At 72.3% G+C, this 24,638-nt stretch carries 18 protein-coding genes; 4 read left to right on the top strand and 14 right to left on the bottom strand.

What is annotated here, in order from left to right; translation table 11 throughout:
- Nucleotides 1-8: 8 nt before the first annotated feature.
- The 7 genes from ACIBK9_RS42905 to ACIBK9_RS42875 form a co-directional block, all read right to left on the bottom strand.
- Complete coding sequence (locus tag ACIBK9_RS42905) at nt 9-869, bottom strand: carbohydrate ABC transporter permease (RefSeq protein WP_364330250.1); 861 nt, start codon at nt 867-869, stop codon at nt 9-11.
- Nucleotides 866-1,747 (bottom strand): sugar ABC transporter permease, encoded by an 882-nt coding sequence (locus ACIBK9_RS42900; RefSeq protein ID WP_357972963.1) that lies wholly within the window; start codon nt 1,745-1,747, stop codon nt 866-868. Before ACIBK9_RS42900 ends, ACIBK9_RS42905 begins: the two co-directional genes overlap by 4 nt.
- 54 nt (nt 1,748-1,801) lie before the next feature.
- A complete protein-coding gene (locus ACIBK9_RS42895) occupies nt 1,802-3,094 on the bottom strand; it encodes an ABC transporter substrate-binding protein (RefSeq protein WP_397164674.1) in 1,293 nt (430 codons plus the stop codon).
- Nucleotides 3,095-3,217: 123 nt separating this feature from the next.
- Nucleotides 3,218-3,991, bottom strand: a complete 774-nt coding sequence (locus ACIBK9_RS42890; RefSeq protein ID WP_397164673.1) for an AMP-binding protein — start codon at nt 3,989-3,991, stop codon at nt 3,218-3,220.
- A 358-nt stretch (nt 3,992-4,349) separates the two neighbouring features.
- Entirely contained in the window at nt 4,350-6,704 is a 2,355-nt protein-coding gene (locus ACIBK9_RS42885; RefSeq protein WP_397164671.1) for an ATP-binding protein, read from the bottom strand.
- Between the two features lie 69 nt (nt 6,705-6,773).
- Entirely contained in the window at nt 6,774-8,198 is a 1,425-nt protein-coding gene (locus ACIBK9_RS42880; protein WP_397164669.1) for a penicillin-binding transpeptidase domain-containing protein, read from the bottom strand.
- A gap of 36 nt (nt 8,199-8,234) precedes the next feature.
- Nucleotides 8,235-8,594, bottom strand: coding sequence for a MerR family transcriptional regulator (locus ACIBK9_RS42875; RefSeq protein ID WP_397164667.1), 360 nt, complete (start codon nt 8,592-8,594; stop codon nt 8,235-8,237).
- 80 nt (nt 8,595-8,674) lie between these two features.
- On the opposite strand from ACIBK9_RS42875, the gene ACIBK9_RS42870 reads away from it, so the two are divergent.
- The gene (locus tag ACIBK9_RS42870; protein WP_397164665.1) at nt 8,675-9,397 is read left to right on the top strand and encodes an aldo/keto reductase; all 723 of its coding nucleotides are present in this window, start codon (nt 8,675-8,677) and stop codon (nt 9,395-9,397) included.
- A gap of 4 nt (nt 9,398-9,401) precedes the next feature.
- Here ACIBK9_RS42870 and ACIBK9_RS42865 read toward each other — a convergent pair whose 3' ends face one another.
- Nucleotides 9,402-10,040, bottom strand: coding sequence for a TetR family transcriptional regulator (locus ACIBK9_RS42865; protein ID WP_387670949.1), 639 nt, complete (start codon nt 10,038-10,040; stop codon nt 9,402-9,404).
- Between the two features lie 88 nt (nt 10,041-10,128).
- Between ACIBK9_RS42865 and ACIBK9_RS42860 the strand changes: the two genes are divergently transcribed.
- Nucleotides 10,129-11,442 (top strand): GH1 family beta-glucosidase, encoded by a 1,314-nt coding sequence (locus ACIBK9_RS42860; RefSeq protein ID WP_397164663.1) that lies wholly within the window; start codon nt 10,129-10,131, stop codon nt 11,440-11,442.
- Here the strand turns inward: ACIBK9_RS42860 and ACIBK9_RS42855 are convergent.
- The gene (locus ACIBK9_RS42855) at nt 11,424-12,320 is read right to left on the bottom strand and encodes a coiled-coil domain-containing protein (protein WP_397164661.1); all 897 of its coding nucleotides are present in this window, start codon (nt 12,318-12,320) and stop codon (nt 11,424-11,426) included. The two genes, ACIBK9_RS42860 and ACIBK9_RS42855, sit on opposite strands and share 19 nt — an antisense overlap.
- A gap of 203 nt (nt 12,321-12,523) precedes the next feature.
- On the opposite strand from ACIBK9_RS42855, the gene ACIBK9_RS42850 reads away from it, so the two are divergent.
- Together ACIBK9_RS42850 and ACIBK9_RS42845 are read left to right on the top strand one after the other, a co-directional pair.
- Entirely contained in the window at nt 12,524-15,547 is a 3,024-nt protein-coding gene (locus ACIBK9_RS42850; protein ID WP_397164659.1) for a M14 family zinc carboxypeptidase, read from the top strand.
- 126 nt (nt 15,548-15,673) lie between these two features.
- Nucleotides 15,674-17,107: an aldehyde dehydrogenase gene (locus ACIBK9_RS42845; RefSeq protein ID WP_358288440.1), complete on the top strand. Its 1,434-nt coding sequence runs from the start codon at nt 15,674-15,676 to the stop codon at nt 17,105-17,107.
- Nucleotides 17,108-17,331: 224 nt separating this feature from the next.
- On the opposite strand, the gene ACIBK9_RS42840 is transcribed toward ACIBK9_RS42845, so the two are convergent.
- The 5 genes from ACIBK9_RS42840 to ACIBK9_RS42820 are packed head-to-tail and all read right to left on the bottom strand — an operon-like array spanning nt 17,332 to nt 24,254.
- Nucleotides 17,332-18,084 (bottom strand): alpha/beta hydrolase, encoded by a 753-nt coding sequence (locus ACIBK9_RS42840; RefSeq protein ID WP_397164657.1) that lies wholly within the window; start codon nt 18,082-18,084, stop codon nt 17,332-17,334.
- 10 nt (nt 18,085-18,094) lie between these two features.
- Nucleotides 18,095-20,518, bottom strand: a complete 2,424-nt coding sequence (locus ACIBK9_RS42835) for a LuxR C-terminal-related transcriptional regulator (RefSeq protein WP_397164656.1) — start codon at nt 20,516-20,518, stop codon at nt 18,095-18,097.
- Nucleotides 20,519-20,555: 37 nt separating this feature from the next.
- Nucleotides 20,556-20,984, bottom strand: coding sequence for an AMP-binding protein (locus ACIBK9_RS42830; RefSeq protein ID WP_357996525.1), 429 nt, complete (start codon nt 20,982-20,984; stop codon nt 20,556-20,558).
- 56 nt (nt 20,985-21,040) lie between these two features.
- Nucleotides 21,041-23,455, bottom strand: coding sequence for a LuxR C-terminal-related transcriptional regulator (locus ACIBK9_RS42825; RefSeq protein WP_397164654.1), 2,415 nt, complete (start codon nt 23,453-23,455; stop codon nt 21,041-21,043).
- A 52-nt stretch (nt 23,456-23,507) separates the two neighbouring features.
- Nucleotides 23,508-24,254 (bottom strand): AMP-binding protein, encoded by a 747-nt coding sequence (locus ACIBK9_RS42820; protein ID WP_397164652.1) that lies wholly within the window; start codon nt 24,252-24,254, stop codon nt 23,508-23,510.
- Nucleotides 24,255-24,638 lie beyond the last annotated feature (384 nt).

Below are 24,638 nucleotides of genomic sequence, written 5' to 3'. Positions count from 1 at the left end.
CGCCCGGGTCAGCCCTTCAGCGCGCCCGCCATCAGGCCGCGCATGAAGAACCGGCCGAGCAGCACGTAGATCAGCATGGTCGGGATCGAGGCCAGGATGGCCGCGGCCATCTGCTGGCTGTAGGGGGTGGCCTGGGCCCCGGCGATGTTGTTGAGCATGACGGTGGTCGGCCAGCTCTGCGGGCCGGTGATGAAGACGGCGAACAGGAAGTCGTTCCACAGGGAGGTGAACTGCCAGATGATCACCACCGCGATCGCGGGCCACGACACCGGCAACACGACCGACCAGTACGCGCGCAGCATCCCCGCGCCGTCCACCCGCGAGGCCTCGATCAGCTCGTCGGGGATCGTGACGTAGTAGTTGCGGAAGATCAGCGTGCAGATCGGGATGCCGTACACGACGTGCGCGAGCACCAGGCCCGGGATGCCGCCGTAGAAGACGCCCTGCAGCCCGGTCTGCTCGTTCAGCCAGACCATGAGCTTGACCAGCGGGATCATCACGCCCTGGTAGGGGATGAACATGCCGAACAGGAACAGCGTGAACAGCACGTCCGCGCCGGGGAAGCGCCATTTGGACAGCACGTAGCCGTTCATCGACCCGAACGCGCACGACAGCAGCGAGCCGGGGACGGCCAGCAGCACGCTGTTCCACAGGCCGGGGGCCAGCTTCTCCCAGGCCACCCGCCACGCCTCGGTGGTCCACGTCCTGGGCAGGTTCCACGCCTGGCCGGGGTCGGCCTCGGTGAGCGGCTTGAAGCTGGTGGCCAGCAGCACGTAGATCGGGACGAGGACGACGACCACCAGGGCGAGCAGCAGGCAGAACCGCACGATCCCGAACCCGGTCCTGCGCCGGGCCGCGACGGCCGTCATGGCCTGCGCTCCTTGCGCACCGACCAGATCAGGTACGGGATCACGAAGACCGCCACGCTGAGCACGATGTACGAGGCGATCGTGGCCCCCTTCGCCGGGTCGTGCGAGTCGTAGACCGCCACCCACATGAACACCGCGGGCACGTCGGTGATGATCTGCTTGCCGGACACCGCCACGATGAGGTCGAAGACCTTGAGCGAGATGTGTCCCAGGATGATCAGCGCCGACAGGGTGACCGGCCTGAGCATGGGCAGCACCACGTGCCGGTAGACGCCCCACTCGCCGGCGCCGTCCACCCGCGCCGCCTCGCGCAGCTCCTCGGGGACGCCGCGGAAGCCCGCCAGGAACAACGCCATGACATATCCGGACATCTGCCAGATCGCTGGGAGCGCCATCGCGGCCATCCCCCAGTCCGGATCCCTGAACCACTGCCACTGCGGCAGCCCGATCGCGTCGAACAGCCGGTTCAGGCCGACCGCCCGCTCACCCGTCCCCGAGTTCATCAGCCACCGCCACACGATGCCGGTCGCGACGAACGACACGGCCATCGGGAACAGGTAGATCGCCCGGAACGTGCCCTCCCCCCAGATCCCCTTCTCCATGAGGAACGCCAGGAACCAGCCCAGCACCAGCGCCCCCGCCACGAACGCGATCGTGAACACGATCGCGTGGTCGACCGACAGACGCCAGCGCGCCTGGTCCCAGATGTCGACGAAGTTCTTCAGCCCCACGAACGTGCCCTCGGACACCTCATCGTGCTGGTCCGTCATGGCCAGGCGGAAGTTCCAGCCCAGCATGCCGTACACGAACACGCCGATCGCCACGATCGACGGCGCGACGAGGAGGAGTCCGGGCAGCCAGGTGCGTGCCCGCCTCACAACCGTTTCCCTTCGCGCGGGTACGGCGGGAGCCTCCCGCCGTACCCGCATGCGTCACTGAGCGTTGGCCTTGGCCGCGTCGGCCAGGCCCTGTTGCAGGCCCTTGACGTCCTTGCTGCCGATGAACAGCCCGACCGCCTCGTTGATCGAGGCCAGCCACGGCTGGCTCACCGAGACGCCGTGCTGGATGGAGCCGGCCAGCTTGTCGCCCGACCAGTCCTTCAGCGCGTCGGCCAGGTAGTCGGTGTAGAGCGACTGGTCGGCGTCCTTGCGGGCGGGGATGGAGCCCTTCTTGGGGTTGAAGGCGTCCTGGCCCTCCTTGCTCGCCGCGACCTTCAGCCAGGCGACGGCCCCGTCCCGGTTCTTGGCGCCCTTGGGCAGCGTGAAGCTGTCCGACAGCCACATGTAGGTGCCCTCGGTGCCGGGCGCGGGCGCCCAGTCGAAGTCCGTCTTGGACGTCTTGCCGAGGCCGCCCTCCGGCGGGTTGTGGAAGTAGCCGTAGGCCCAGTCGCCCATGATGTTGAACGCCGCCTCGCCGTCGGCCACCTGCTTGGCGGCGGGCTGCCAGTCGTCCTGCGGGTCGCCCGCGTACGACATGATCTTGGCGTAGTTCTCCAGCGCCTTCGTCATCTGCGGGCCGCTCCAGTCGGCGCCCGGCTTGAACAGCGCGTTGTAGGCGTCGGTGCCGAGCGAGCCGAGCAGCACGTTCTCCAGCAGGTGGGTGGCGGTCCACTCCGAGCCGACGGAGATCGGGATCTTGCCCTTGGCCTTGACCTTCTCCAGGTCGGCGATGAACTCCTCGATCGTCTTGGGCGCGGCCGCGATGCCGGCGTCCTTGAGCACCTTGGGGTTGAACCACAGGACGTTGGACCGGTGGATGTTGACCGGCACCGAGTAGATCTTGCCCTCGACGCTGATCTGCTCGACGAGCTGGGCGGGGAAGACGTCCTTGAGCTTCAGCTCGTCGTACAGGAACGTCAGGTCCTCCAGGTTGCCCGCCTTGATGTAGCCCTGCAACTCGGCGCCGGCGTGCCCCTGGAACGTGTCGGGCGGCGTGCCGGCCTGCAACTTCGACTGCAACAACGCCTTGGCCTTGTCACCCGAACCGCCCGCCACGGCGGCGTCGAAGAACGTGTAGTTCGGGTTCTTGTCCTCGAATATCTTCTTCATCGCCGCGAGGCCGTCGGCCTCACCGGGGCCCGTCCACCAGGAGAAGACCTCCACCTGCTGCTTGCCGCCGCTCGACGAACCCGGCTCAGGAGTCTGGCCGCCGCTGCCTCCGCCGCAGCCCGCCAGGCCCAGAACGCCCGCCATCGTGATCGAGACGGCCGCTAACCACCGTCGCATCGCACACCATTCCCTTCGCGATCCCCCGAAGTTGGTGACCTTTGACAACGTTGTCAACAACGGCTATCAACCCACTTCGCGCGCGCCGACGTCAAGGGCGGGGCAGGTAACAGGTCCGCATACTCAGCCCACGCGCTCCAGCGCGCCGGCCGGCCCGGTGAGCACGGTGACGCCCGCGTCGTAGCCGGATCCGGGCAGGTCACCGGGGCCCGCGGCCACGACCAGCGCGCCCTTGGACACGGCCAGGCCGACCAGGGCGGGCAGGTCGGCGCCGGCGCCGGGCGGCCACGTGCACAGCACGACGTCGGACTCCCTCAGTCCGACGGGCACGTCGAGCTCGGCCATCCTGGCCAGCAGGTCGGCATGGGTGAGCCGGGCGCCGCCGGGCAGCGCCAGCGCGTCCTGGCGCTTGGCGTCGAGGGCGGGCAGCGCGGTGGGCTCCAGCACCAGCAGGCCGCGGAAGTCGATCGTGTCGAGCGCCGGGCCGAGCGAGACCACCTGGCGCACGCGGGAGCCGTCGGCCGCCGCGATCGCCGTCTCCGCCAGGTCGGGGGTGGTGATCAGCATGCGGGCGTCGCACTCGCGCAGCAGCGCCGCCACCTCCTCGACGCCGAGCCCCGGACCTATCGGCGCGGCCACCCCGCCCGCCGCCAGCACGGTGTGCAGGGCCACCGTCTGGGTGCCGGTCGTGGGGACGTGCACCCCCACCACCTGGTCGCGGCGCGCTCCCCTGCGCACCAGCCCGGACGCCGCCCTGGTCACCTCGGTCACCAGGCTGCGGTAGCCGTAGACGTGGCCGCCGCGCAGATCGATGAGCGCCGGCCGCTCGCCCCGCTCGTAGGCCCGGCGGAACACCTCGTGGATCACGGTGCCGGAGGACGAGGCGGACGGCGTCATGCCCGTCAACGTACGGTCGCCCGCGCGCCGGCCGCATCCACCGATCTATGTAGAGCGGTGTGCATTTCCCCAGCCCAGGGCCGAGGTGGGCGGGCCCGAGCCCTGCGCGACTCGAGCCCGCTGTCACGCGCCCTGGAACCGGGCCCCCACCCCTCCGAGAAGGCCCGGCTCCGTCGGGACGCGTGACGTCCCTCGGTCGATCGGCCGCCGCGGCCCCCGGCGCGAGGACGGGAAGCGCGGGGCGCGGTCGATCACACGCAGAACGGTAGGCGTTCGGACCGGGGCGGCACATGCGCTGACATGGCCATTCGACGATGTAAGCGGCGGGCGGCGGCGATGTGTAGAGAACCCGCCGGGATCAGCGTGCGCCGATCACCCATGCGGCAATCTGTGTACGTGTGGAGAAGCCCAGCTTGCCGAGGATGTTGGCGACGTGCCGCGCGGCGGTGGCCGGGCTGATCACCAGTTCGTCGGCGATGGCCCGGTTGCTCAGCCCGCGGGCGACCAGCTCGGCGATCTCGCGTTCCCTGGCCGTCAGCCTGCTGTCCTGGGCCGCCGGGGCGACCGGCGCGGCCGGCAGCTCGGGCAACGGGCCGCCGAGCGCGCACGAGACCGCCTGGTCGGCCGTCATCGCCAGGCCCTCGGCCCACAGCAGCGCCACCACGGCCTCCCCCAGCCGTTCGCGGACGGGGGCCAGCAGCTCCTCGGTGCGGGCGTCGGGGCGGCGGTCGCGCAGCCCCAGGGAGGCGGCGGCCAGCAGGACCGCGCGCCGGTCGTCGCCCTCGGCCGCCACCAGGCGCGCCCAGGCCGCCAGCCGCCGGGCGATGCTGTCACGCAGGCCCGCGTCGCGGCTGAGCACCAGCGCCTCGGTGAGCCGCGCGCGGGCCTCGGTCAGGTCGCCCTCCTCCAGCGCGACGCGGCCGAGCCCGGCCAGGCAGCTCACGATCTGCTGCCGGGCGTCGATGTGCCGCAGCAGGCGCAGGCCGGCCTCGTAGTGCCGCCGGGCGGCCGGCCGGTCGCCGGTGCGCCGGGCGATCTGGGCCAGGCCGACGTGCCCGTAGGACTGGCCGAGGTGGTTGTCCAGCCGTTCGCTCAGCGACAGGACCTCCTCGAACGCGCGCCGCGCCTCGTGCAGGCGGCCGGCCCGCAGGCCGAAGTCGGCCCGGGTGCCCTGGGCGAGCGACTCCAGGATCGGGTCGCCGCGCCGCCGCGCCGCCTCCAGGGCCGGGGTCAGGGACTCCTGGTCGCCGGTCGCCTGGGCCAGCATGATCAGGCCCACGGCCTCGCCGTAGGCGTCCTGGGCGTCGACGCACAGCGCCAGCCCGATCTGTACGCACCGCGCCGCGAGCCCCGTCTCGCCGGCCGCGAGCGCCAGCTCACCGCGCAGGATCATCGCCTGCCCGCGTAAGCCCTCGGGCACGTCGGGGGCGTCGAGCGCGAGCAGCCGGTCGAGCCGCTCGGCGATGTCCAGCCGCCGCCCGCTGGCCATGAGCAGGTAGCGCACGTCGGTCAGCAGTTGCAGGGCGGTCTGCGGCGACCCGCTCGCCACGGCCCAGTCGCAGGCCGCGCCCACCTCGGCCTTGAGCCCGTCGAACAGGTTGACGTAGCGCTCGACCACGGGCCACGACGTGCGCGCGCCCGGCGCGAGGACGTCCTTGAACCGCCCGGCCAGCCCGGCGAGCGCGGCCAGGTGCGCGCGGCGCAGCGCCGCCTCCTCGCCGGACTCCGCGAGCCGCTCCAGCGCGTATTCGCGGACGGTCTCCAGCAGCCGGTAGCGGGCCTGGCCGGCGACCTCGCCGTCGAGCACGACCAGCGACTTGTCCACCAGGTCGCACAGGCGCGGCAGCACGTCCTCCTCGGGCAGGCCGGAGCCGGCGCACACCGCTTCGGCCAGGTCGAGCGTCCAGCAGGAGCGGAAGGCCGCCACGCGGCGCAGCAGCAGGCGCTCCTGCGGGCTGAGCAGCCGGTAGCTCCAGTCGACGGCGGCACGCAGCGTACGGTGCCTGGCGTGGGCCGTACGGGCGCCGCCCGCCAGCACCCTGAACCGGTCGTCGAGCCGCTCGACGAGCTGCCTGACCGACAACACCCGCACCATGGCGGCGGCCAGCTCGATCGCCAGCGGCAGCCCGTCGAGCGCCTGGCACAGCTCGATCGCCAGCGGCAGCGTCTCCTCGGTCAGCTCGAAGCCAGGACGCGCGGCGGTGGCCCTGGTCACGAACAGGCGCACGGCCTCGCTCTCCTCGCCGACGAGCGAGAGCGGCGGCACCCGCCAGACCGTCTCGCCCGGCACCCGCAGCGGCTCGCGGCTGGTGGCCAGCACGGTGAGCCGCGGGCAGGCGCCGAGCAGGTCGCGGCAGAGCTCGGCGCACTCGCCGACCACCGGCTCGCAGTTGTCCAGGACGAGCAGCACGCGGCGGCCGCCGATGGTGTCCGCCAGGTCCTCGGCGACGCCGAGCGCGGCGCGGACCCGCTCCCGCAGCTCGCCCTTCTCCACGTCGGCCAGCTCGACCAGCCACACGCCGTCGGGGTGCTCGGCGGCGACCCTGGCGGCCAGGCGCAGGGCCAGGCGCGTCTTGCCGATGCCCCCCGCGCCGCACAGCGTCACCACGCGCGAGACGCGGCCGAGCTGGGCCAGCTCATCGAGATCGGACTCCCGGCCCACGAACAGGTTGGGCTCGGCCGGCAGGTTGCGGAAATCGGCGGTTCGCAGCATCACTGTGAGTGTGGCATCAACTACCGTTCGCGCCCAGACTCAATCGGCGGCGAACTCGGCGGCCCGCGGTCAGGCCAGCGCTGCCTCCAGCACCGCGCGGGCCACCTGCGCCACCGCGCCGGCCCGGGGGCCGGGGTGCTCCAGCACCACGCCGACCGCCACCTCCGGGGCGGTCGCCGGGGCGAACGCCGTGGCCAGCGCGTGCTCGCCGCCCGTCGCGGCGATCTTGGCGGCCACCTCGACGCCGGGGACGGCGACGGCCGCGCCCGGCCCGCCCGCGTGCGTCCCCGCGGTCATCATCGCGGCCAGGTAGCGGGCCTGGACGGTCGTCATGGTGGTGCGGTACGGCTGCGGCCCCGCCTGGCCGAGCAGCGAGCCGTCCGGCAGGCTCACCTCCTCCACCAGGTACGGCCGCATCAGCACGCCGTTGTTGGCCACGGCCGCCGACAACATCGCCACCATCAGCGGCGTCGCCCGGTCCTGGTCCCGGCCGACGGCCGACAGGGCGGTCCGCGCCCGGTCCATGCCCTTCGGGTACGTGCTGGGCGCCGGGGCCATCGGCACGCGCAGGTCGCCGTCGCCGAACCCGAACGCCTCGGCCTGGTCCCTGAGGCTGTCCTGGCCGAGCTGCACCCCGATGCCCGCGAACGCGGTGTCGCACGAGGTCTGGAAGGCGCGCAGCAGCGTGGGCCGGGGCCTGCCGCACGAACCGGCGATCGAGGCGGGCAGCCGCGGGCGGACGACGGCGTCCACGGGGGCCGTGGGCGTGTACTCCCCCGAGGCCAGCGCCGCGGCCGTGGTCACCACCTTGAACGTGGCCCCCGGCGGATAGACCTGGTCCAGCGCCCGGTTCAGCAGGGGCCGGCCGGGGGCGTCGCGCAGCCGGTCGAGGGCGCCGTCCAGCCGGGCGGGGTCGAAGGTGGCCAGCGTGTTGGGGTCGTAGGACGGGTAGCTGGCCAGGGCGAGGATCGCGCCGGTGGCCGGGTCGATGGCCACGGCCGCGCCGGGCACGCCGGCGGCCTCCAGGGCGTGGTAGGCGGCCCACTGGGTGCGCTGGCCGATGGTCAGCCGCACGTCGGCGCCGGCCACGTCGCCGTCGCTGACCATCGAGCGCACCTTGACCTTGGCGTCGTCGCCGGACAGGACGCCGTCCTCGGCCTCCTCCACGCCCGTGGACCGGTAGAGGGACAGGTAGCCGGTCACGGGGGCGTAGAGCTCGCCGTCGGTGTAGACCCGCTGGAACCGGTACGGGCCGCCGCCGGGCGTCGGGCGGCTCCTGGCCACGGTTGCGCCGTCGTAGGTCAGGATGTCGCCGCGCGGACGGGCGAACCGGGAGATGAGCGAGCGCTCGTTGCGGCGGTCGGCGTTGAGCCCCCGCGTCCCGAACGCCTGGACGACCGTGATGTGGGCCAGCAGGACGAACAGCAGGGCCGCGCAGAGCACGGCCATGCGGCCCAGCGGGACGTCGATCTGCTTCGCCCTGGTTCCCGCCATGGTCCTTGGTCTAACAACCGGACCACCAAGGCAGGGCTACAGGACGCTGCGGTAGTAGGAAATCTTGCGGTGGATGTAGTTCTGGCGCTCGGCCAGGTTGGCGATCTGGGCCTGGACCTGCCGGTCGTGCTCCTCCAGGAGCCTGATGCGGTCGGGGATCGTCTCGTCGCCGCCGCGGACGAGTTCGGCGAAGCGCAGCAGCATGGCGATGGGCATGCCGGTGTCGCGCAGGCAGCGGATCATGCCGAGCCAGCCGACGTCCTCCTCGCTGAACCTGCGCTGACCGGCCGCGTTGCGCTCCACGCGCTCCAGCAGGCCGATCTTCTCGTAGTAGCGGAGGGTGTCGAGGCTGAAGCCGGTCTCCTCGACGACCTCGGCGGGGGTGTACACGCTCACGCGTCCCAGTCTTTCACCTGGAGCGCACTCCAGGTCAACGACTTGACATGGAGTGCGCTCCAGGTCCGAGGGTCTGCCCCATGAACATCGCACTCGGCACCATCCCGTTCGGCACCGGCGTCGGCCTGCGGGAGACCTTCGCCATCCTCGACCGCTTCCAGGACGCCGGCGGCACCATGCTGGACACCGCCGACAACTACCCCTTCTGGAACGAGGGCTGCACCGGCGACGAGAGCGAGGAGGCCATCGGCGCCTGGCTGGCCGCGCGCGGCAACCGGGACCGGATCTTCATCGGCACCAAGGGCGGGGCCCGGCCGAGCGTGCCCGGCGACCGCACCCTCGACTCGGCCGAGGGCCTGTCGGCGGCGGCCGTCGCGCGGGCCGCCGAGGGCAGCCTGCGCAGGCTGCGGACCGACTACGTGGACCTGTACTGGTCGCACATCGAAGACCGTTCGGTGCCGCTGCACGAGACGCTCGGCGCTCTGAACACGCTGGCCGAGCAGGGCAAGGTCCGCGCGCTGTGGGCCTACAACACGCTGATGGCGGGGGCCTACACGCGGGCCGACCGGCCCATGCCGGAGATCTACGACCACCCGGGCACCGGCCGCCGCCTGGCCGTGCTGCGCGAGGTCGCCGGCGAGCTGGGCGCGACGCCCAACCAGGTGGTGCTGGCGTGGCTGATGGCCGACGGTCACGTGCCCGTGGTCGGCGTGTCCACGACGGCCCAGCTCGACGAGGTCGTCGGCGCGGCGGACGTCAAGCTGGACGCCGAGCTGCGCGCCCGCCTGAACGCCGTCGCCTAGGGGATCAGGGCAGATGGTCGGCGAGGTAGCGGCGGACGAGCTGCTTGCACTCGGCGATCAGGTCGGCGTCGCCGCCGGGATCGGCCCGGAAGGCGAGCTTGAGCACGGCGTCGGTGGCCTCGACGGCCACCACGAGCGCCCGGTCGAGCCCGGGGCCCGCGGGCGCGTCGAGCAGGGCGAGGGTGAGGGCGCGCAACCGGTCGGCCACGATGACGTTGTTGTCGAGGGCGCTGTCGAGCGTGCGTTTGGTGCCCTCCAGCGGCGGCCCGCCCGGGGTGGGCAGGACCTCGCCGAAGTCGACCACCGCGAACCCGGGGGTGGTGCGCTTCATGTCGACGAACTCGTCGATGGCCAGGTCGACCAGGTCGGTCCAGTGGCCGAGATCGGCCTCGGCGATGCGCTGGGTGACCCGCTGGAGGAACGCCTCCAGGTTGCGCAGCGCGAGGGCGCGCACCAGGCCCTGCTTGTCGTGGAAGAACTGGTAGAAGGTGCCGATGGGGACCTCGGCGCGGCGCGCGACCTCCTTCGTGGTCAACGCCTCGTAGCCCACCTCGTCGAGCAGGAGCGCGCACTCGTCGAGCATCCGCTCCACCCGCTCCACGCTCCGGCGCTGGGCGGGACGGCGGCGCAAGGTACTCGTCATGCTCCCCATCCTGGCTTATTACCAGCAGGTACAGACCGGCCACTTTGCCGTCCGTTAACATGAGCCATACTCGCATAAAGGAGCCGAGATGTTCTTATGGGGTACGGCGACCGCCGCCTACCAGATCGAGGGCGCGGTGGCCGAGGACGGCCGGGGCGCGTCCATCTGGGACACCTTCGCCCACGAGCCCGGCCGGACCAGGGACGGCCACACCGGGGACGTGGCCTGCGACCACTACCACCGCTGGCGCGAGGACGTCGCCCTCATGTCCGGCCTCGGCGTGAACGCCTACCGCTTCTCCATCGCCTGGCCGCGGGTGCAGCCGCTCGGCGCCGGCGAGGTGAACCCGGCGGGCCTCGACTTCTACGAACGCCTCACCGACGGCCTGCTGGCGGCCGGCATCCAGCCCGTGCCGACGCTCTTCCACTGGGACCTGCCCCAGGCCCTCCAGGACCGCGGCGGCTGGACCGACCGCGACACGGCCGGCCGCTTCGCCGACTACGCCGCGATCGTCGCCGAGCGCCTGGCCGACCGCATCCCGCTGTGGATCACCCTGAACGAGCCGTTCGTGCACATGGCCTTCGGCCACGCCATGGGCATCCACGCCCCCGGCCAGGCCCTGCTGCTCGACGCCCTCCCCGTCGCCCACCACCAGCTCCTCGGCCACGGCCTGGCGGTCGCGGCCCTGCGCGCGGCGGGCGCGCGGCAGGTGGCCATCACCAACAACTGCACGCCGGTCTGGCCCGCGTCGCAGGAGGAGGCGGACGTCAAGGCCGCCGACGCCTACGACGTCCTGCACAACCGGCTGTTCAACGACCCGGTGCTGCTCGGGAGGTATCCGGACCTCTCGGTCTACACCTCCGACCTCGACTTCGTCCGCGACGGCGACCTGGAGACCATCTCCGCCCCCCTGGACGCCCTCGGCATCAACTACTACAACCCCACCCGGATCGCCGCCCCGCCGCCCGGCGAGGTGCTCCCGTTCACCGACACCGGCGTCACGGGGTATCCCACGACCGCGTTCGGCTGGCCGGTCGTGCCCGACGGCCTGCGCGAGCTCCTGACCGGCCTCAAGGCCCGGTACGGCAGCGCGCTCCCGCCGATCCACGTCACCGAGAACGGCTGCTCCCAGCCCGACGAGCTCACCCCGCAGGGCACGGTCGAGGACCAGGCCCGCATCGACTACCTGCGCGGCCACATCGACGCCGTCATGGCCGCGCGGGCCGAGGGCGTGGACGTGCGCGGCTACTTCGTCTGGTCGCTGCTGGACAACTTCGAGTGGGCCGAGGGCTACCACCAGCGCTTCGGCCTGGTGCACGTGGACTTCGCCACGGGCCGCCGCACCCCCAAGGCGTCCTACGCGTGGTATCGGGAGCGGGTCGCTCAGAACACCGAGACGTGAACGTGGTCGTAGTGGTTGGCGGTCACGCCGCCCCGGTCGGACATGGGGTCCCAGCCTCCGCCTGACCGGATGTCGTAGTAGCGCTGCTTCCAGATGATGTACATGACGCCGATCCGCGCGCCGTTCTTGATGAGCCATTCGGCCAGGGCGTCCCCGCGGTCGGCGTCGGCCCCGGAGGCCATGGTGCCGCCGCGGGACATCATGAAGTCGCAGGCCCGGCCCTTGCCGTGCTCGCCGGGGTCGCCGGGGCGCAGGCAGCCCACGCCGTACTTCATCGGGAAGTTCTGCATGATCTCGGCGCGTACCGCGATCATGCGCGGGGTCAGGCCCTCGGCGCCGCCGGGCTGCTGGAAGCCGTACTTGGCGAGCAGGCGCTCGATCTCGCGCCGCTTGCCCTGAAGGGTCCTGATCTCCTTCTTCAGCTTGTTGATCTTGTCGTTGGCGTTGAGCTTGGCCTCTTTGGACTTCGCGATGAGCTTCTGGATGCTCTGGACGCGCTCGGTCCGCTCGGCGGCCATGTACGACATGTTCGCCGCCTGCCCGAGCGCGATGGCCGGGTCGACGCTGAGGCCGAACAGCTGCATGCCGTCGAGGGGGCCGTTGACGTACGTCTGGCGCGCGATCTCGGCCACGCCGGCCTGGGCCACGGCCAGGCGCGCCGCCAGGTCGCCGGAGGTGTCGGTGGCGTTCTTGGCCTGGATCCTGATCTCCTCCAGGCTCTGGATCTGGCCGCGGTAGAGGTCGTTGAGCCGGGACGCCTGTTTGGTGAGTCTGCGCAGCTCGTCGATGTTGGGATCGGCCGACGCCGGCTGTGGGGAGGCGAGCCCGAGCAGCCCGGAGAGGACGACGAAGACCGCGGCGAGCCGCCAGATCCTCACACCCGTCCCCTCCTCGCATAGACGGACCGAAACTATAGAAGATGATCTTGATGGCTGTCATCCGAACCAGCCAACTGACGCACCTTTGGCGAGGTACATAGTCCTTTGTCGGAAATAAGGAAGATCTAAAAGATTGGGCCTTGTGGAGGGCTTGATCCCGGTCTGAGATGGCGATCGAACTCGTCTCTGCGAAGGGGCAGATCGTGTCTCGAATCATGACCATCGCCGCGGCCGTGCTCCTCGGTCTGGGCACCTCCCTCGTCCCCCTCACCGCCGAGGCGTCGGTCGATCCGCTGCCGCCCGGCGACCGCATCGACCTCTACCAGGTGGACGGCGAGCCGGGCACCGCCCAGCTCCTGCGGGAGAAGGGCTTCGACGTCGTCCAGCACGAGAACGGCGGCGACAAGGAGCACGTCGAGCTGACCGCCGCCCAGGCCGACCTGGCCGGGCTGGCCAAGCTCGGCCTGCGGCCCGAGCCGGTGCGCAACCCGCAGGGACAGAGCAACCTCCAGGCCGCCAAGGCCCAGGCGGCCGGCGGCTACACCGTGTGGCGGTCGTACTCCGAGCGGGGCGGCATCGCCGACCAGCTCAGGGCGATCGCGAACGCCAACAGGGACATCGTCGAGCTGCAGTCCATCGGCAGGACGCTCAAGGGCCAGGACATCCTCGCCGTCAAGGTCTCCACGGGCGCCCGGCTGCTGCCCGACGGGCTCAAGCCCGCCACGCTGTACTCGGCCACCCAGCACGCCCGCGAGTGGATCGCCGCCGAGGTGGACATGCGGCTGCTGAAGTACGTGATCGCCAACAGGTCGGCGCTGCGGGACCTGCTCAACCGGACCGAGCTGTGGTTCGTGCCGGTGGCCAACCCCGACGGCTACGACTTCACCTTCACCGAGGGCAACCGCCTGTGGCGCAAGAACCTGCGCGACAACGACGGCGACGGGAAGATCGGCAACGGCGACGGCGTGGACCCGAACCGCAACTTCCCCACGAACTTCCGCTACGACGAGGAGGGCTCGTCGAGCATCCCGAGCAGCGAGACCTTCCGCGGGACCGGCCCGGCCAGCGAGCCGGAGACCAGGGCCATGGACGGCCTGCTCAACCGGGTCAGGTTCGAGATGAACCTGAACTACCACTCCTACGGCCCGCTGCTGCTCTACCCCAGCGGGTTCCAGATCGCTACGAAGACCGCCGACAACCCGATCTACGAGGCCCTGACCGGCGACGACGACGCCCCGGCCGTCCCCGGGTTCGACCCCGACCTCGGCGCGGAGCTCTACACCACGAACGGCGACACCAACGACCACGCCCACGCCAGGTACGGCACCCTGTCCTGGACGCCGGAGCTCGACGAGGGCTGCGACGGCTGCGGGTTCGTCTTCCCCGACGACGAGGCGGCCGTGCAGGCGGAGTTCGAGAAGAACCTGCCGTTCGCGCTCGACGTCGCCAGGTCCGCGGCCGACCCGGCCGAGCCGGTCAGCCACCTGGGCAACAGGACGCCCGACTTCGTGCTCGACCCGTTCGAGTTCAGCTACGGCACCGACCAGGCCGTCCAGGTCACCGCCAAGCGGCGGATCGGCCCCGTCCTGCTCAACTACCAGGTCAACGGCGGCCGGACGAGGATCGCGCCGACCGGCGAGTGGAAGGGCGGCGAGCGGTACGGCAAGGGCTACGACCGCTATTACCACCGGCTGCGCGGCACGATCACCGGCACTCGGCCGGGCGACAAGGTCAAGGTCTGGTTCAGCGCGATCGGCAGGAAGAGCGGCGACTTCACCTACACCGTGCAGGACGACATCGGCGGCAAGGTGCTCGTGCTGGCCACCGAGGACGTCACCGGCCTCAGCCCGGCCCAGGGCGGGACCGAGGCCAAGTACGCCGCCGACTACGTCAAGGCGCTCCAGGACGCCGGCTACCCGACCGACGTCTACGACATGGACAAGATGGGCCGCCGGGCCCCGCACCCGCTCGGCGTGCTCAGCCACTACAAGGCGGTGGTCTGGGAGACCGGCGACGACGTCATCCCCCGCTCCCCCGGACAGGTCGCCGGCACCATGTCGAAGGGCGGCGTGGACACCGAGCTGGCGGTGCGCGACTACCTGAACGAGGGCGGCAAGCTGCTGCACGCCGGCAAGTACCCCTCGTACGCGGCCAACAACAACGGCGCGTACTACTACGAGCCCGACCAGCCCGGCCACCCCGAGTGCACGGTCCCCGACGACCCGCCGTGCATCCAGGTGTTCAACGACTTCCAGCAGTACTGGCTGGGCGCCTACGTCTTCTTCGACGACGGGGGCGCCGACCAGGCGAGCGGGCAGCCGTTCGCGCTGAAGGGCAACGGCGGCGCGTTCGAGGGCTTCGCCGGCACGCTGCAGCCCAGCCACACCAACTCGTTCGTGGCCACCTCGGCCATCCTGCCCCCGGCGCAGTTCCCGCTGTTCGCGAGCTCGGCCCAGGTCAAGTGGGTGCGCCCCGGCGGCCCCTTCGACCCCCACACCGGCTCCTGGGACGTCTACAGCGGCATCGCCGACGTCTCCTGGAAACGGCTGACCACGACCGTGGACCTGACCGGCAGGAGCTCCGGCGACCTGTCGTTCTGGACCTCCTACGACACCGAGGCCGACTGGGACTTCCTGACGGTCGAGGCGCACACCGCGGGCGCCGACGACTGGACCACCCTCCCCGACGTCAACGGCCACACCTCGCAGAGCACCGGCGAGAGCTGCAAGGCCGAGAACAGCGGCGGCTGGCGGGTGATCCATCCGTTCACGCGGCACTACCAGGGCGCGGCCTGCGAGCCGACCGGGTCCTCCGGCGCGTGGCACGCCGCCTCGGGCAACTCCGGCGGCTGGCAGCAGTGGAAGGTGGACCTGACCCCGTACGCGGGCAAGCGGGTCGAGCTGTCGATCTCCTACGTCAGCGACTGGTCCACCCAGGGCGCGGGCGTCTTCCTCGACGACGCCAAGGTCACCCTGGACGGCGCGGCGGCCGGTGAGACGTCCTTCGAGTCCGACCTCGGCGGCTGGGCCGTCGCCGCGCCGCCGGCCGGCTCGGCCCCCTCGATCAACAACTGGTTCCGCACCGACCAGGTCTTCGAGGAGGGCGGCGGCATCGTCACCGCGGACACCGTCTATCTGGGCTTCGGCGTGGAGAGCCTGACCGGCCAGGCCGCGCGTACGGACCTGGTCAAGCGGTCGATGCGGCACCTGCTGGGCGACCCCCGCTAGCGACGTCCCGAGGGGCGCGGCACACCGCTGCCGCGCCCCTCTTGCGCGCCCGGACAGAACATGGTTCGGTCGCCTTGAGGCGTACGCCCAACAAGCAAGCATTCGGTCAAGCAGGAGGCTCACGACATGCGCCAGCACGACAAGCTGTTCATCGGGGGCGAATGGGTGACCCCCGCCGGCACCGGGACGATCGACGTCATCTCCCCCCACACCGAGGAGGTCGTGGGCCGCGTCCCCGACGGCGCCGCCGAGGACGTGGAACGCGCGGTGGCCGCCGCCCGCCAGGCGTTCGACCACGGGCCGTGGCCGCGCATGACGTTCGCCGAGCGGGCCGCCGTGATCGAGCGGCTGGCCGCGATCTACAACGAGCGCCAGGGCGAGATGGCCGCCCTGATCACTGAGGAGATGGGCTCGCCGATCACCTTCTCCAACCTCGCGCAGGCGCCGCAGCCGCTCGGCATGCTGCAGTTCTACGCCGGGCTGGGCAAGGAGTTCGCCCAGGAGGAGGAGCGTCCCGGACTGTTCGGGCCGATCACCGTGCGGCGCGAGCCGGTCGGCGTCGTCGCGGCCGTCGTCCCGTGGAACGTGCCCCAGTTCGTGACCATGACCAAGGTCGCGCCCGCGCTGCTGGCCGGGTGCACGATCGTGCTCAAGCCCGCGCCCGAGACGCCGCTGGACGCGTACCTGCTGGCCGAGTGGGCCGCCGAGGCCGGGATCCCGGCGGGCGTGCTCAACATCGTGCCCGCCGGGCGCGAGGTGAGCGAGCACCTGATCTCCCACCCCGGCGTCGACAAGGTGGCCTTCACCGGCTCCACCGCCGCCGGCCGCCGCATCGCCTCCATCTGCGGCGAGCAGCTCAAGCGGGTCAGCCTGGAGCTCGGCGGCAAGTCCGCCGCGATCATCCTGGACGACGCCGACCTGCAGGCCAGCATGGGCTTCCTGGCCATGGCCACGCTGATGAACAACGGCCAGGCGTGCGTCGCCCAGACTCGCATCCTGGCCTCCCGCAGCCGGTACGACGAGGTCGTGGACGCCGTGGCGAACATGGTCAACTCCCAGCCCGTCGGCGACCCGGCCGACCCGGCGACCGGCATCGGCCCGCTGGTGGCCAAGCGCCAGCAGGAGCGCGTCGAGGGCTACATCAAGATCGGCATGGACGAGGGCGCCAAGGTCGTCGTCGGCGGCCTCGACCGTCCCCGTGACCGCGGCTGGTACGTCGCCCCCACGGTCTTCGCCAACGTCAGCAACGACATGCGCATCGCCCGCGAGGAGATCTTCGGCCCGGTCCTGGCGGTGATCCCGTACGAGGACGAGGCCGACGCCCTGCGCATCGCCAACGACAGCGACTACGGCCTGGCCGGCACGGTCTGGACGGCCGACGCCGAGCGCGGCATGAACGTCGCCCGCCAGGTGCGCACCGGCACCTACGGCGTCAACTGCTTCATGCTGGAGTCGAACGCGCCCTTCGGCGGCTTCAAGGCCAGCGGCATCGGCCGCGAGCTCGGCCCCGAGGGCCTGAACGGCTACCTGGAGTACAAGACGATCGCCCGGCTGGGCTAGCGGCGGGCGAAGAGGGGGCCCCGCGCGCCGCGGGGCCCCCTCTTGCGGGCCGGGGAGGGCACCCAGCGTGCCCCCGCGACGCTAGGTGCCGGATCCGCCGCCTACAGTCGGCGACTGCCCGGCTACTGAAGTATGTCCCACGGTCACCGCGAAGGCGGTTTCCGTCCCCGAGGACTTTTCTCCTGGCGGATCCTTTCCATCCGTCTTAGGTAGACGGGTATTACTCACGAAAGGTTCGAGGAGATCCATTTACCGATACGCCGGATGAGTTCGGGGCTGGCGGCCGACTCCGCGTGCCCGTAACCCGGCTCGATCCACAGCTCCTTGGGCTCGCGGGCGCCGTCGTAGAGCTGGTGGGCGTGGTCCAGCGGGAAGAAGGCGTCGGCGTCGCCGTGCACGACCAGCAGCGGGGCGGGCGAGACCAGGGCGGCGGCCTCGTGCGGCGGCATCGGGATCGGGTCCCACTGGCCGCTCGCGATCCTGGTGCGCTTGGCCAGCCGGGCGGCGAACCTGCCGAACGGCTGCTCGATGGCCCAGTGGACCTGGCGCATGGGCTTGGTGCCCCGGTAGTACCAGCGCGCCGGGCCGCTGACCGCCGCCACCGCGTCCACGCCCCGGCGCAGCGCCGCGTGCCGGACGGCCACCGCCGCGCCCATGGAGAAGCCGACGACCGCGATCCGCCGGTAGCCGACCACGCGGGCATGCCGTACGGCGGCCTCCACGTCGAGGATCTCCAGGTCGCCGACCGTCGTCTCGCCGCCCGAGCGCCCGTGGCCGCGGAAGTCGAAGGCGAGCACGCCGCCGTAGCCGCTGAGCACGTGCGCGATGCGGCGGGCGGTGCGCTCGCGCCAGGATCCGGTGAAGCCGTGCGCCATGACGATCCCGATGTCCCCGGCCGCCGAGGGGGTGTGGGCGGCGTCGATGCGGACACCGTCCTCGGTCCTGAGCATCACCGGGAAATGTGGCGCGAAAGGCATGAATACCAGCTTATTCGTGGTCCGTTTCCAGGCCGTGCCCGGTGGCCCACACCGCGATCTGGGCCCGGGAGGCGAAGCCCAGCTTCTCCATGATGTTGGCGACGTGCCGGGCCACCGTGGCCGGACTGATCACCAGCTTCAGCGCGATGGCCCGGTTGCTCAGCCCGCCCGTGAGCAGCGCGGCGATCTCCAGCTCCCGGCCGGTCAGCCCGCCCTGCCAGGCCCCCGGCGGCGGCCCGGACGGCCCCGCGGGAACGGCCTGGCCGGGATCGAGCACGCGCCTGGCGACCTCGTCGGGCGACTGCCGGGCCCCCTTGGCCCACAGCAGCGACACCCGGCCCTCGCCGAGCCCGGCCCTGGCCCGCGTGAGCAGCTCCTGGACCGGGCCGGGGACGCCGTACTGGCCGATGGCCTCGCGCAGCGCGGTCGCGGCGGCGGCGGCCAGCACCGCGCCCTCCAGGTCGTCCTGCTCGGCCGCCAGCGCCGACATGGCCGTCAGCGCCCGCACCACGCCCCTGCGCTGGCCGGTGCGGGTGCTCAGGGCCAGGCTGGCGGCCAGGTGCAGCCGGGCGGCCGGATAGTCGTGCATCCGGGCCGCCACCCGGCCCAGCTTGGCCTGGCAGCGGGCCAGCTCGACCCGGTTGCCCATGTCCTCCAGCAACGGCAGGGCCGAGGTGTGGCAGGTCATGGCGGCCTCCAGGTCGCCCGCCGCCTCGGCCACCGCGCCCAGGTGGGTCAGCGCCCTGGCCAGCGTCCAGTGGTGGCCGGCCTCCCTGGCCAGGGCCAGCGCCTGTTCGCCGCGCCGGCGGGCCTGGCGGAGCTGGCCGCGGAACAGCGCCAGGTTGAGCTGCGCGATGCGGACCGTGGCCAGGTTGAACAGGTCGTCGTGGGCGGCGGCCGCCGCCTCCAGCTCCTCCAGGTAACGCAGCGCCTTCTCGCTCTGGCCGGTGCGGAAGAACACGGCCAGCGCCACGCTGTAGGTGACGCCCAGCCAGTGGGTGTACGGGTGCCTCTTCTGCTCCTCCACCCCCTGCACGACCAGTTCCTCGGCGCGGGCCAGCTCGTCGCAGATCTCCAGCCCGTACGCCAGGCCGCCCTTGGCCACGGCGACCACGTCGGAGGGCACCCTGGACAGGTCGAGCGCGAGCAGCCGCTGGTGCCAGCCGACGGTCTCGCCCAGCTCGCCGCGTACGGCGAGGATGGCCAGGGCGGCGCGGGCCAGGCGCAGCCCGAGCACCGGGTCGGCCGACTCCACCGCCCGCTCCACCGCCGCCCGGCAGTCGTCCATCAGCGCGCGGCCCCTGACGAAGTGCGGGACGCGGGCGGACCAGGGCATGCGCGGGTCGAGCGTGCCGGCCCGGTAACAGTGCTCCATCTCCTCGCAGATCACCCGCAGGTGCCGGTCGCGCAGCCGGGTCAGCTCGCCCGCCTCGGCCAGCCGCTCGGCGGCGTACTGCCTGATGGTCTCCAGCAGGCGGTAGCGCCCGTCGTGGTGGAGCACCAGCGACTTGTCGACCAGGCCGTTGAGCAGGTCGAGCAGTTCGGCCCTGGGCACGATGCCGCCGTCGGCGCACACCCGTTCGGCCACGGTCAGGTCGAACAGCCCGGCGAAGACCGACAGGCGGCGCAGCAGCACGCGCTCCTTGGGCCGCAGCAGGTCGTGGCTCCACTCGACGGTGGCCAGCAGGGTGCGCTGGCGGGCGGGCGCGGTACGGTCGCCCCTGGTCAGCAGGGTGAACCGGTCGCCGATGCGGTCGGCGATGCGGCCCGGGCTCATCAGGCTCGTGCGGGCCGCGGCCAGCTCCAGCGCCAGCGGCAGGCCGTCGAGCGCCCGGCACAGGCGCACGACGTCGTCCATGCTGCCGGTCACGGACCGTGCCCCCGCCGCCAGCGCCCGCTCGACGAACAGCAGCACGGACTCGGCGTCGGGATGGTGGTCGTCGGGCAGTTCCAGCGGCGGCACCCGCCAGACCAGCTCGCCGGGGATGCGCAGCGGCTCGCGGCTGGTGAGCAGGAAACGCAGCTGGGGGCAGTCGGCGATCAGGCCGGCGACCAGCTCGGCGCAGCGGTCGACCAGATGCTCGCAGTTGTCGAGCACGATCAGCGCCCTGGCCTCGCGCAGCCGTACGCGCAGGCCGTCCAGCAGCCGCCCCGGCGCCTCGTCGCGGACGCCGAGCACCCCGGCCATCTCGTTGACGATCAGCGCGGGGTCGGCCAGGCGGGCCAGCTCGACCAGCCAGACGCCGTCGGCGAAGCCCGGCGCGGCCCTGGCCGCCACCCGCAGCGACAGGCGGGTCTTGCCGATGCCGCCGACGCCGCTCAGCGTGACCACGCGTTCGTCGTGGACCAGCGTGCTCAGCTCGGTCAGGTCGCGCCCGCGGCCGACGAAACGGTTGGGCTCTGCGGGCAGGTTGTGCGGAACTGGCGGAGTCATGTCGGTGCCCAGGGTCAGCGGAGGATCACAGGTGCGCTCAGTCTCCACCTCCGGCCGACCGCGTGCGATCACTTTCCGTGGACTGTCCGCGACTGCGCGGATACGGATGCCGCCCGCCCAGCTCGGCCACGCTCATCACGATCCGCACCCGCGACTCCTCGGCCGCCTCCACCGCCTCCGGCACGTCGGAGATCATCACCCGGGCGCCGCTGGCCCGGATGCGCTCGCCCAGCCCGGCACGGTCGAGGTCGGCGGGCACCGGCCAGACGACGCCGCCCGCCGCCATCACCGCGTCCGCCGCCACCAGCAGGTCGGGCCCCACGGGCAGGCAGACGAGCACCGTGTCGCCCGCGCGCACCCCTCTGCGCCGCAACTGGGCGGTCGCGATCGCCGACCGCTCGTCCAGTTGCTTCTCGGTGAGCTCCACGCCCGTGCCGGAGTCCACCATGACGATGTGCTCATCCATGGCGTCCACGGTAGGGAGGGGGTCACGTGCCTACATGGGGCGGAATATGCAGATCCCTATGCAGAAGCGCTGGGGTGCTCGGCGGCCCACACCGCGATCTGCGCGCGCGAGGTGTACCCCAGCTTCTCCATGATGTTGGCGATGTGCCGGGCGACCGTGGCCGGGCTGATCACCAGCTCCTCGGCGATGGCCCGGTTGGACAGGCCGCGGGTGAGCAGGCCGGCGATCTCCAGCTCGCGCACGGTCAGCAGCGAGTGCCTGACCGGCTCGGCCGGCGCGGGCGGCGGCGCCGCGGGCCGCTCCCCCGCCAGCACCTGACGGGCGGCGGCGTCGGGGCTCATCGCCCGGCCGCGCGACCACAGGGAGGCCGTTCGGCCCTCGCCGAGCTTGGCGCGGGCGCGCGAGAGCAGCTCCTCGATCCGGATCGTGGCCGAGTGCTGGCCGATGGACTCGCGCAGCGTGGCCGCGGCGGCGGCGGCCAGCACCGCGCCGTCGAGGTCGCCCTCGTGCTCGGCCAGCACCGACAGGCCGGCCAGGCACCGGGCCACCCCCTGCCGCTGGCCGGTCTGCCGGCTCAGCGCGAGGCTGTCGGCCAGCCGCTCCCTGGCCGCGGCGAACTCGCCCAGCATGGCCGCGACCCGGCCCACCCTGGCCAGGCAGCGCGCCAGGTCCGAGTCGCTGCCCAGCTCGCACAACCACGGGACGGCCAGCTCGTAGCGGGACTTGGCGGTCTCCAGGTCGCCGCGGGCCTCGGCCACGGCGCCGAGCTGGGCGGCCATCCTGGCCATGAGCCAGCGGTGGCCGTGCTCGCGCGCCCGTGCCAGGGCCTCGTCGCCCAGCCGCTGGGCCTCGCGCAGCCGGCCCCTGGTCAGCGCCACCGCCGACAGCCCGGCCAGCCCCGCCGCCTGGTTCCAGGCGTCGCCCGACTCGGTGGCCTCGGCCAGGCCGCGCTCGGCGTGGTGCAGCGCCTCGTCGATGCGGCCCATGCGGAGCAGGACGACGACCACCAGGCTGTGCATGACGCAGCGGGTGAACACGTTCTCCTCGCCCAGCCCCGCCAGGCTCTCCGTGGCCACCTCCAGCGACCGGCTGAGCTCGTCGCGGGCCTCCAGCCCGTAGGCGAGGTACGCCTTGCCCTGCGCGACCTGCCCGTCGGGCACGGGTTCGAGGTCGAGCGAGAGCAGCCGCTCGATCCAGCCGACGATCTCGGTCAGGTTGCCGGAGATGGGCAGCAGGGCGGTGCTGGCGGCGCACAGGCGCAGGCCCAGCCGCGCGTTGCCGGACTCGGCGGCCCAGTCGAGGGCGGCCCGCTGGTCGTCGAGGAGCTGCTTGCTGGCCGTCAGGCACTCCAGTCGCTCCGGCCAGGGCACGCCCGGCCGGACCATCTCGGTCGTGAAGTGGCGTTCCTGCAGGTCGCACAGGACGGTGAGGTGCCGCTCGCGGACGTCCTCGCGCTCGCCGGCCCGCTCCAGCCGCTTCATCGCGTACCGCTTGATCGTCTCCAGCATGCGGTAGCGCCTGCGCTCCTCGTCGCACAGCACGAGGGACTTGTCGACCAGGCCGCCGAGGAGGTCGACGATCTCGTCCCGGGCGATGGGCCGCTCGGCGCAGACCTGCTCGGCCAGGTCGAGGTCGAAGTCGCGGGCGAAGACCGACAGCCGGCGCAGCAGCACCTGCTCCTTGGCCGACAGCAGGTCGTAGCTCCAGTCGACGGTGGCCAGCAGCGTGCGCTGCCGCGCAGGAGCGGTACGGCCGCCCGTGGTCAGCAGCGAGAAACGGTCGTCGAGCCGGTCGGCGATCTGCCCAGGGCTGAGCAGGCTCGTACGGGCCGCCGCCAGCTCCAGGGCCAGGGGCAGCCCGTCGAGCGCCTGGCACAGGCGGACCACGTCGGGCAGGCTGTCGGGGCCGAGCCGGGTGCCGCCGGCGGCGGCCCGGTCCATGAACAGCTGCACCGACTCGGCGTCGGCGTACCCCATCTCGGGCAGGTCGAGCGGCGGCACCCGCCAGATCAGCTCGCTGGCGATGCGCAGCGGCTCCCGGCTGGTGGCCAGGATGCTCAGCCGGGGGCAGCAGGCGACCAGCTCGGCGGCCAGCTCGGCGCACCCGTCGACCAGGTGCTCGCAGTTGTCGAGCAGCAGCAGGCAGCGCAGCTCGCGCAGCCGGGCGGTGACGGTGTCGAGCAGCGGGCGCCCGCTCTCCTCGCGCACCCGCAGCGCCCGGGCGATCTCCTGGACGATCTGCTCCGGACGGCTGACCCTGGCCAGCTCGACCAGCCACACCCCGCCCGGATAGCCGCCCACCAGCCCGGCGGCCACCCGCAGGGCCAGCCGGGTCTTGCCGATGCCGCCGACGCCGCACAACGTGACCACGCGCGTCTCGCCGAACAGCCCGCGCAGGTCGTCGAGGTCGCGTTCGCGGCCCACGAACCGATTGGGCTCTGCTGGAAGATTGTGCCGGGGGGCCTCTGGCATGTGTTCACCCTGCGTCGCCGAAGGATCACACTCTTCCACAGTGTCGCACTTTTCACAGGCCAAGCGAGCTGACGATCGCCCTTTCGTCCACAACGCGCAGAATGGGGTTTCCCAGCAGCCGCCTGGCGACGTCGTACGGCGCCACGACCATGGTGGCCCTGCGCTCGGCGGCCAGCACCCGGCAGCCGATGACGGTCGGCTCGTTGGCGGCGATCACGACGTGGGCGCCGGACATCAGGGCCAGGTCGAGCACCCGCAGCCCCTTGAGCAGGTCGCCGGCCGCGTTGACGACCACGTCGTCCTTGCCGACCACCAGGCGGGCGGCCAGGTTGCGCAGGTCGGCGGCGAGCTCGTCGTGGTCGAGCACGCGGCCGCCGCCCGGCGCCAGCGCCGCGCCCGCCAGCGGGCCGAACTCCAGCGGGCTCGCGTTGAGCAGCCCGGCGAACGGCAGCGCGCCGGGTGAGGGACGGAAGGCGTAGACCCGGTCCGCGGCGGGGCCGCCGGGCTCGCGGGGGCCGCGGGTGATCACCATGCGGACCGGGCCAGGGCCGCCCAGCACGGCGACGCCGCCCGCCCAGGCCACCGCGTGGACGGCCACCACCAGCGACGCGCCGAGCGGCAGGTCGATGAGGACGCGGTCGCCGTAGGCCAGCCCGTCGCGCCGCAGCCCGCCCGCCGCGCGGGTGACCCGCCTGGCGAACTGCGCGTACGACAGCACCTCGCCGGTCCTGACGTCGCTCACCGCCGGCTGGTCGCCCTTGCTCGGTGCCGAGCTCATAACCAGCTCTGTCCACGTCATGACGACAATGTAGGGACCGCGACGGCTCCTGCCATGCACACAAATGTGCAACCTGCTATGTACGTCCCGGCTCGCGCTCGTACAGCTCGGCGAGGGGGGCGAGCCGGTCGGCGGGCACGTTCAGGCGCAGGCAGGGCGGCCGCCCGCCTCACGTGCGGCCTCGCAGCAGGAAGGAGGCCGGCAACCCCAGGAGCAGCGCGAACCGCCCCCACGCGGCGAGCAGCGCCGGCCCTTCGTCCCTCACGGTTGCTCATCGCCCCGCCGCCCGTGATCCATGCGGGACGCCGGGAATCAGACGCGCCGGCCGATGCGTTCACCCCTACAGCGCCGCAGACGCCTTGTCCCGCTCTTGTCACGAGAGGGGATCAACTAGACTTGGTGGGT

Origin of the sequence: Nonomuraea sp. NPDC050227 (assembly GCF_044459705.1) — a bacterium.
Classification (GTDB): Bacteria; Actinomycetota; Actinomycetes; order Streptosporangiales; family Streptosporangiaceae; genus Nonomuraea.
The sequence above is the reverse complement of the archived record's forward strand: the minus strand, read 5'-3'. Positions and strand labels throughout refer to the sequence as shown.

Bases quoted from the DNA above. Each gene is read 5' to 3' on its own strand.
- ACIBK9_RS42905 (WP_364330250.1), bottom strand. From the start codon at position 869: ATGACGGCCGTCGCGGCCCGGCGCAGGACCGGGTTCGGGATCGTGCGG.
- ACIBK9_RS42895 (WP_397164674.1), bottom strand. From the start codon at position 3,094: ATGCGACGGTGGTTAGCGGCCGTCTCGATCACGATGGCGGGCGTTCTG.
- ACIBK9_RS42890 (WP_397164673.1), bottom strand. From the start codon at position 3,991: ATGACGCCGTCCGCCTCGTCCTCCGGCACCGTGATCCACGAGGTGTTC.
- ACIBK9_RS42885 (WP_397164671.1), bottom strand. From the start codon at position 6,704: ATGCTGCGAACCGCCGATTTCCGCAACCTGCCGGCCGAGCCCAACCTG.
- ACIBK9_RS42880 (WP_397164669.1), bottom strand. From the start codon at position 8,198: ATGGCGGGAACCAGGGCGAAGCAGATCGACGTCCCGCTGGGCCGCATG.
- ACIBK9_RS42870 (WP_397164665.1), top strand. From the start codon at position 8,675: ATGAACATCGCACTCGGCACCATCCCGTTCGGCACCGGCGTCGGCCTG.
- ACIBK9_RS42865 (WP_387670949.1), bottom strand. From the start codon at position 10,040: ATGACGAGTACCTTGCGCCGCCGTCCCGCCCAGCGCCGGAGCGTGGAG.
- ACIBK9_RS42860 (WP_397164663.1), top strand. From the start codon at position 10,129: ATGTTCTTATGGGGTACGGCGACCGCCGCCTACCAGATCGAGGGCGCG.
- ACIBK9_RS42845 (WP_358288440.1), top strand. From the start codon at position 15,674: ATGCGCCAGCACGACAAGCTGTTCATCGGGGGCGAATGGGTGACCCCC.
- ACIBK9_RS42840 (WP_397164657.1), bottom strand. From the start codon at position 18,084: ATGCCTTTCGCGCCACATTTCCCGGTGATGCTCAGGACCGAGGACGGT.
- ACIBK9_RS42835 (WP_397164656.1), bottom strand. From the start codon at position 20,518: ATGACTCCGCCAGTTCCGCACAACCTGCCCGCAGAGCCCAACCGTTTC.
- ACIBK9_RS42830 (WP_357996525.1), bottom strand. From the start codon at position 20,984: ATGGATGAGCACATCGTCATGGTGGACTCCGGCACGGGCGTGGAGCTC.
- ACIBK9_RS42825 (WP_397164654.1), bottom strand. From the start codon at position 23,455: ATGCCAGAGGCCCCCCGGCACAATCTTCCAGCAGAGCCCAATCGGTTC.
- ACIBK9_RS42820 (WP_397164652.1), bottom strand. From the start codon at position 24,254: ATGACGTGGACAGAGCTGGTTATGAGCTCGGCACCGAGCAAGGGCGAC.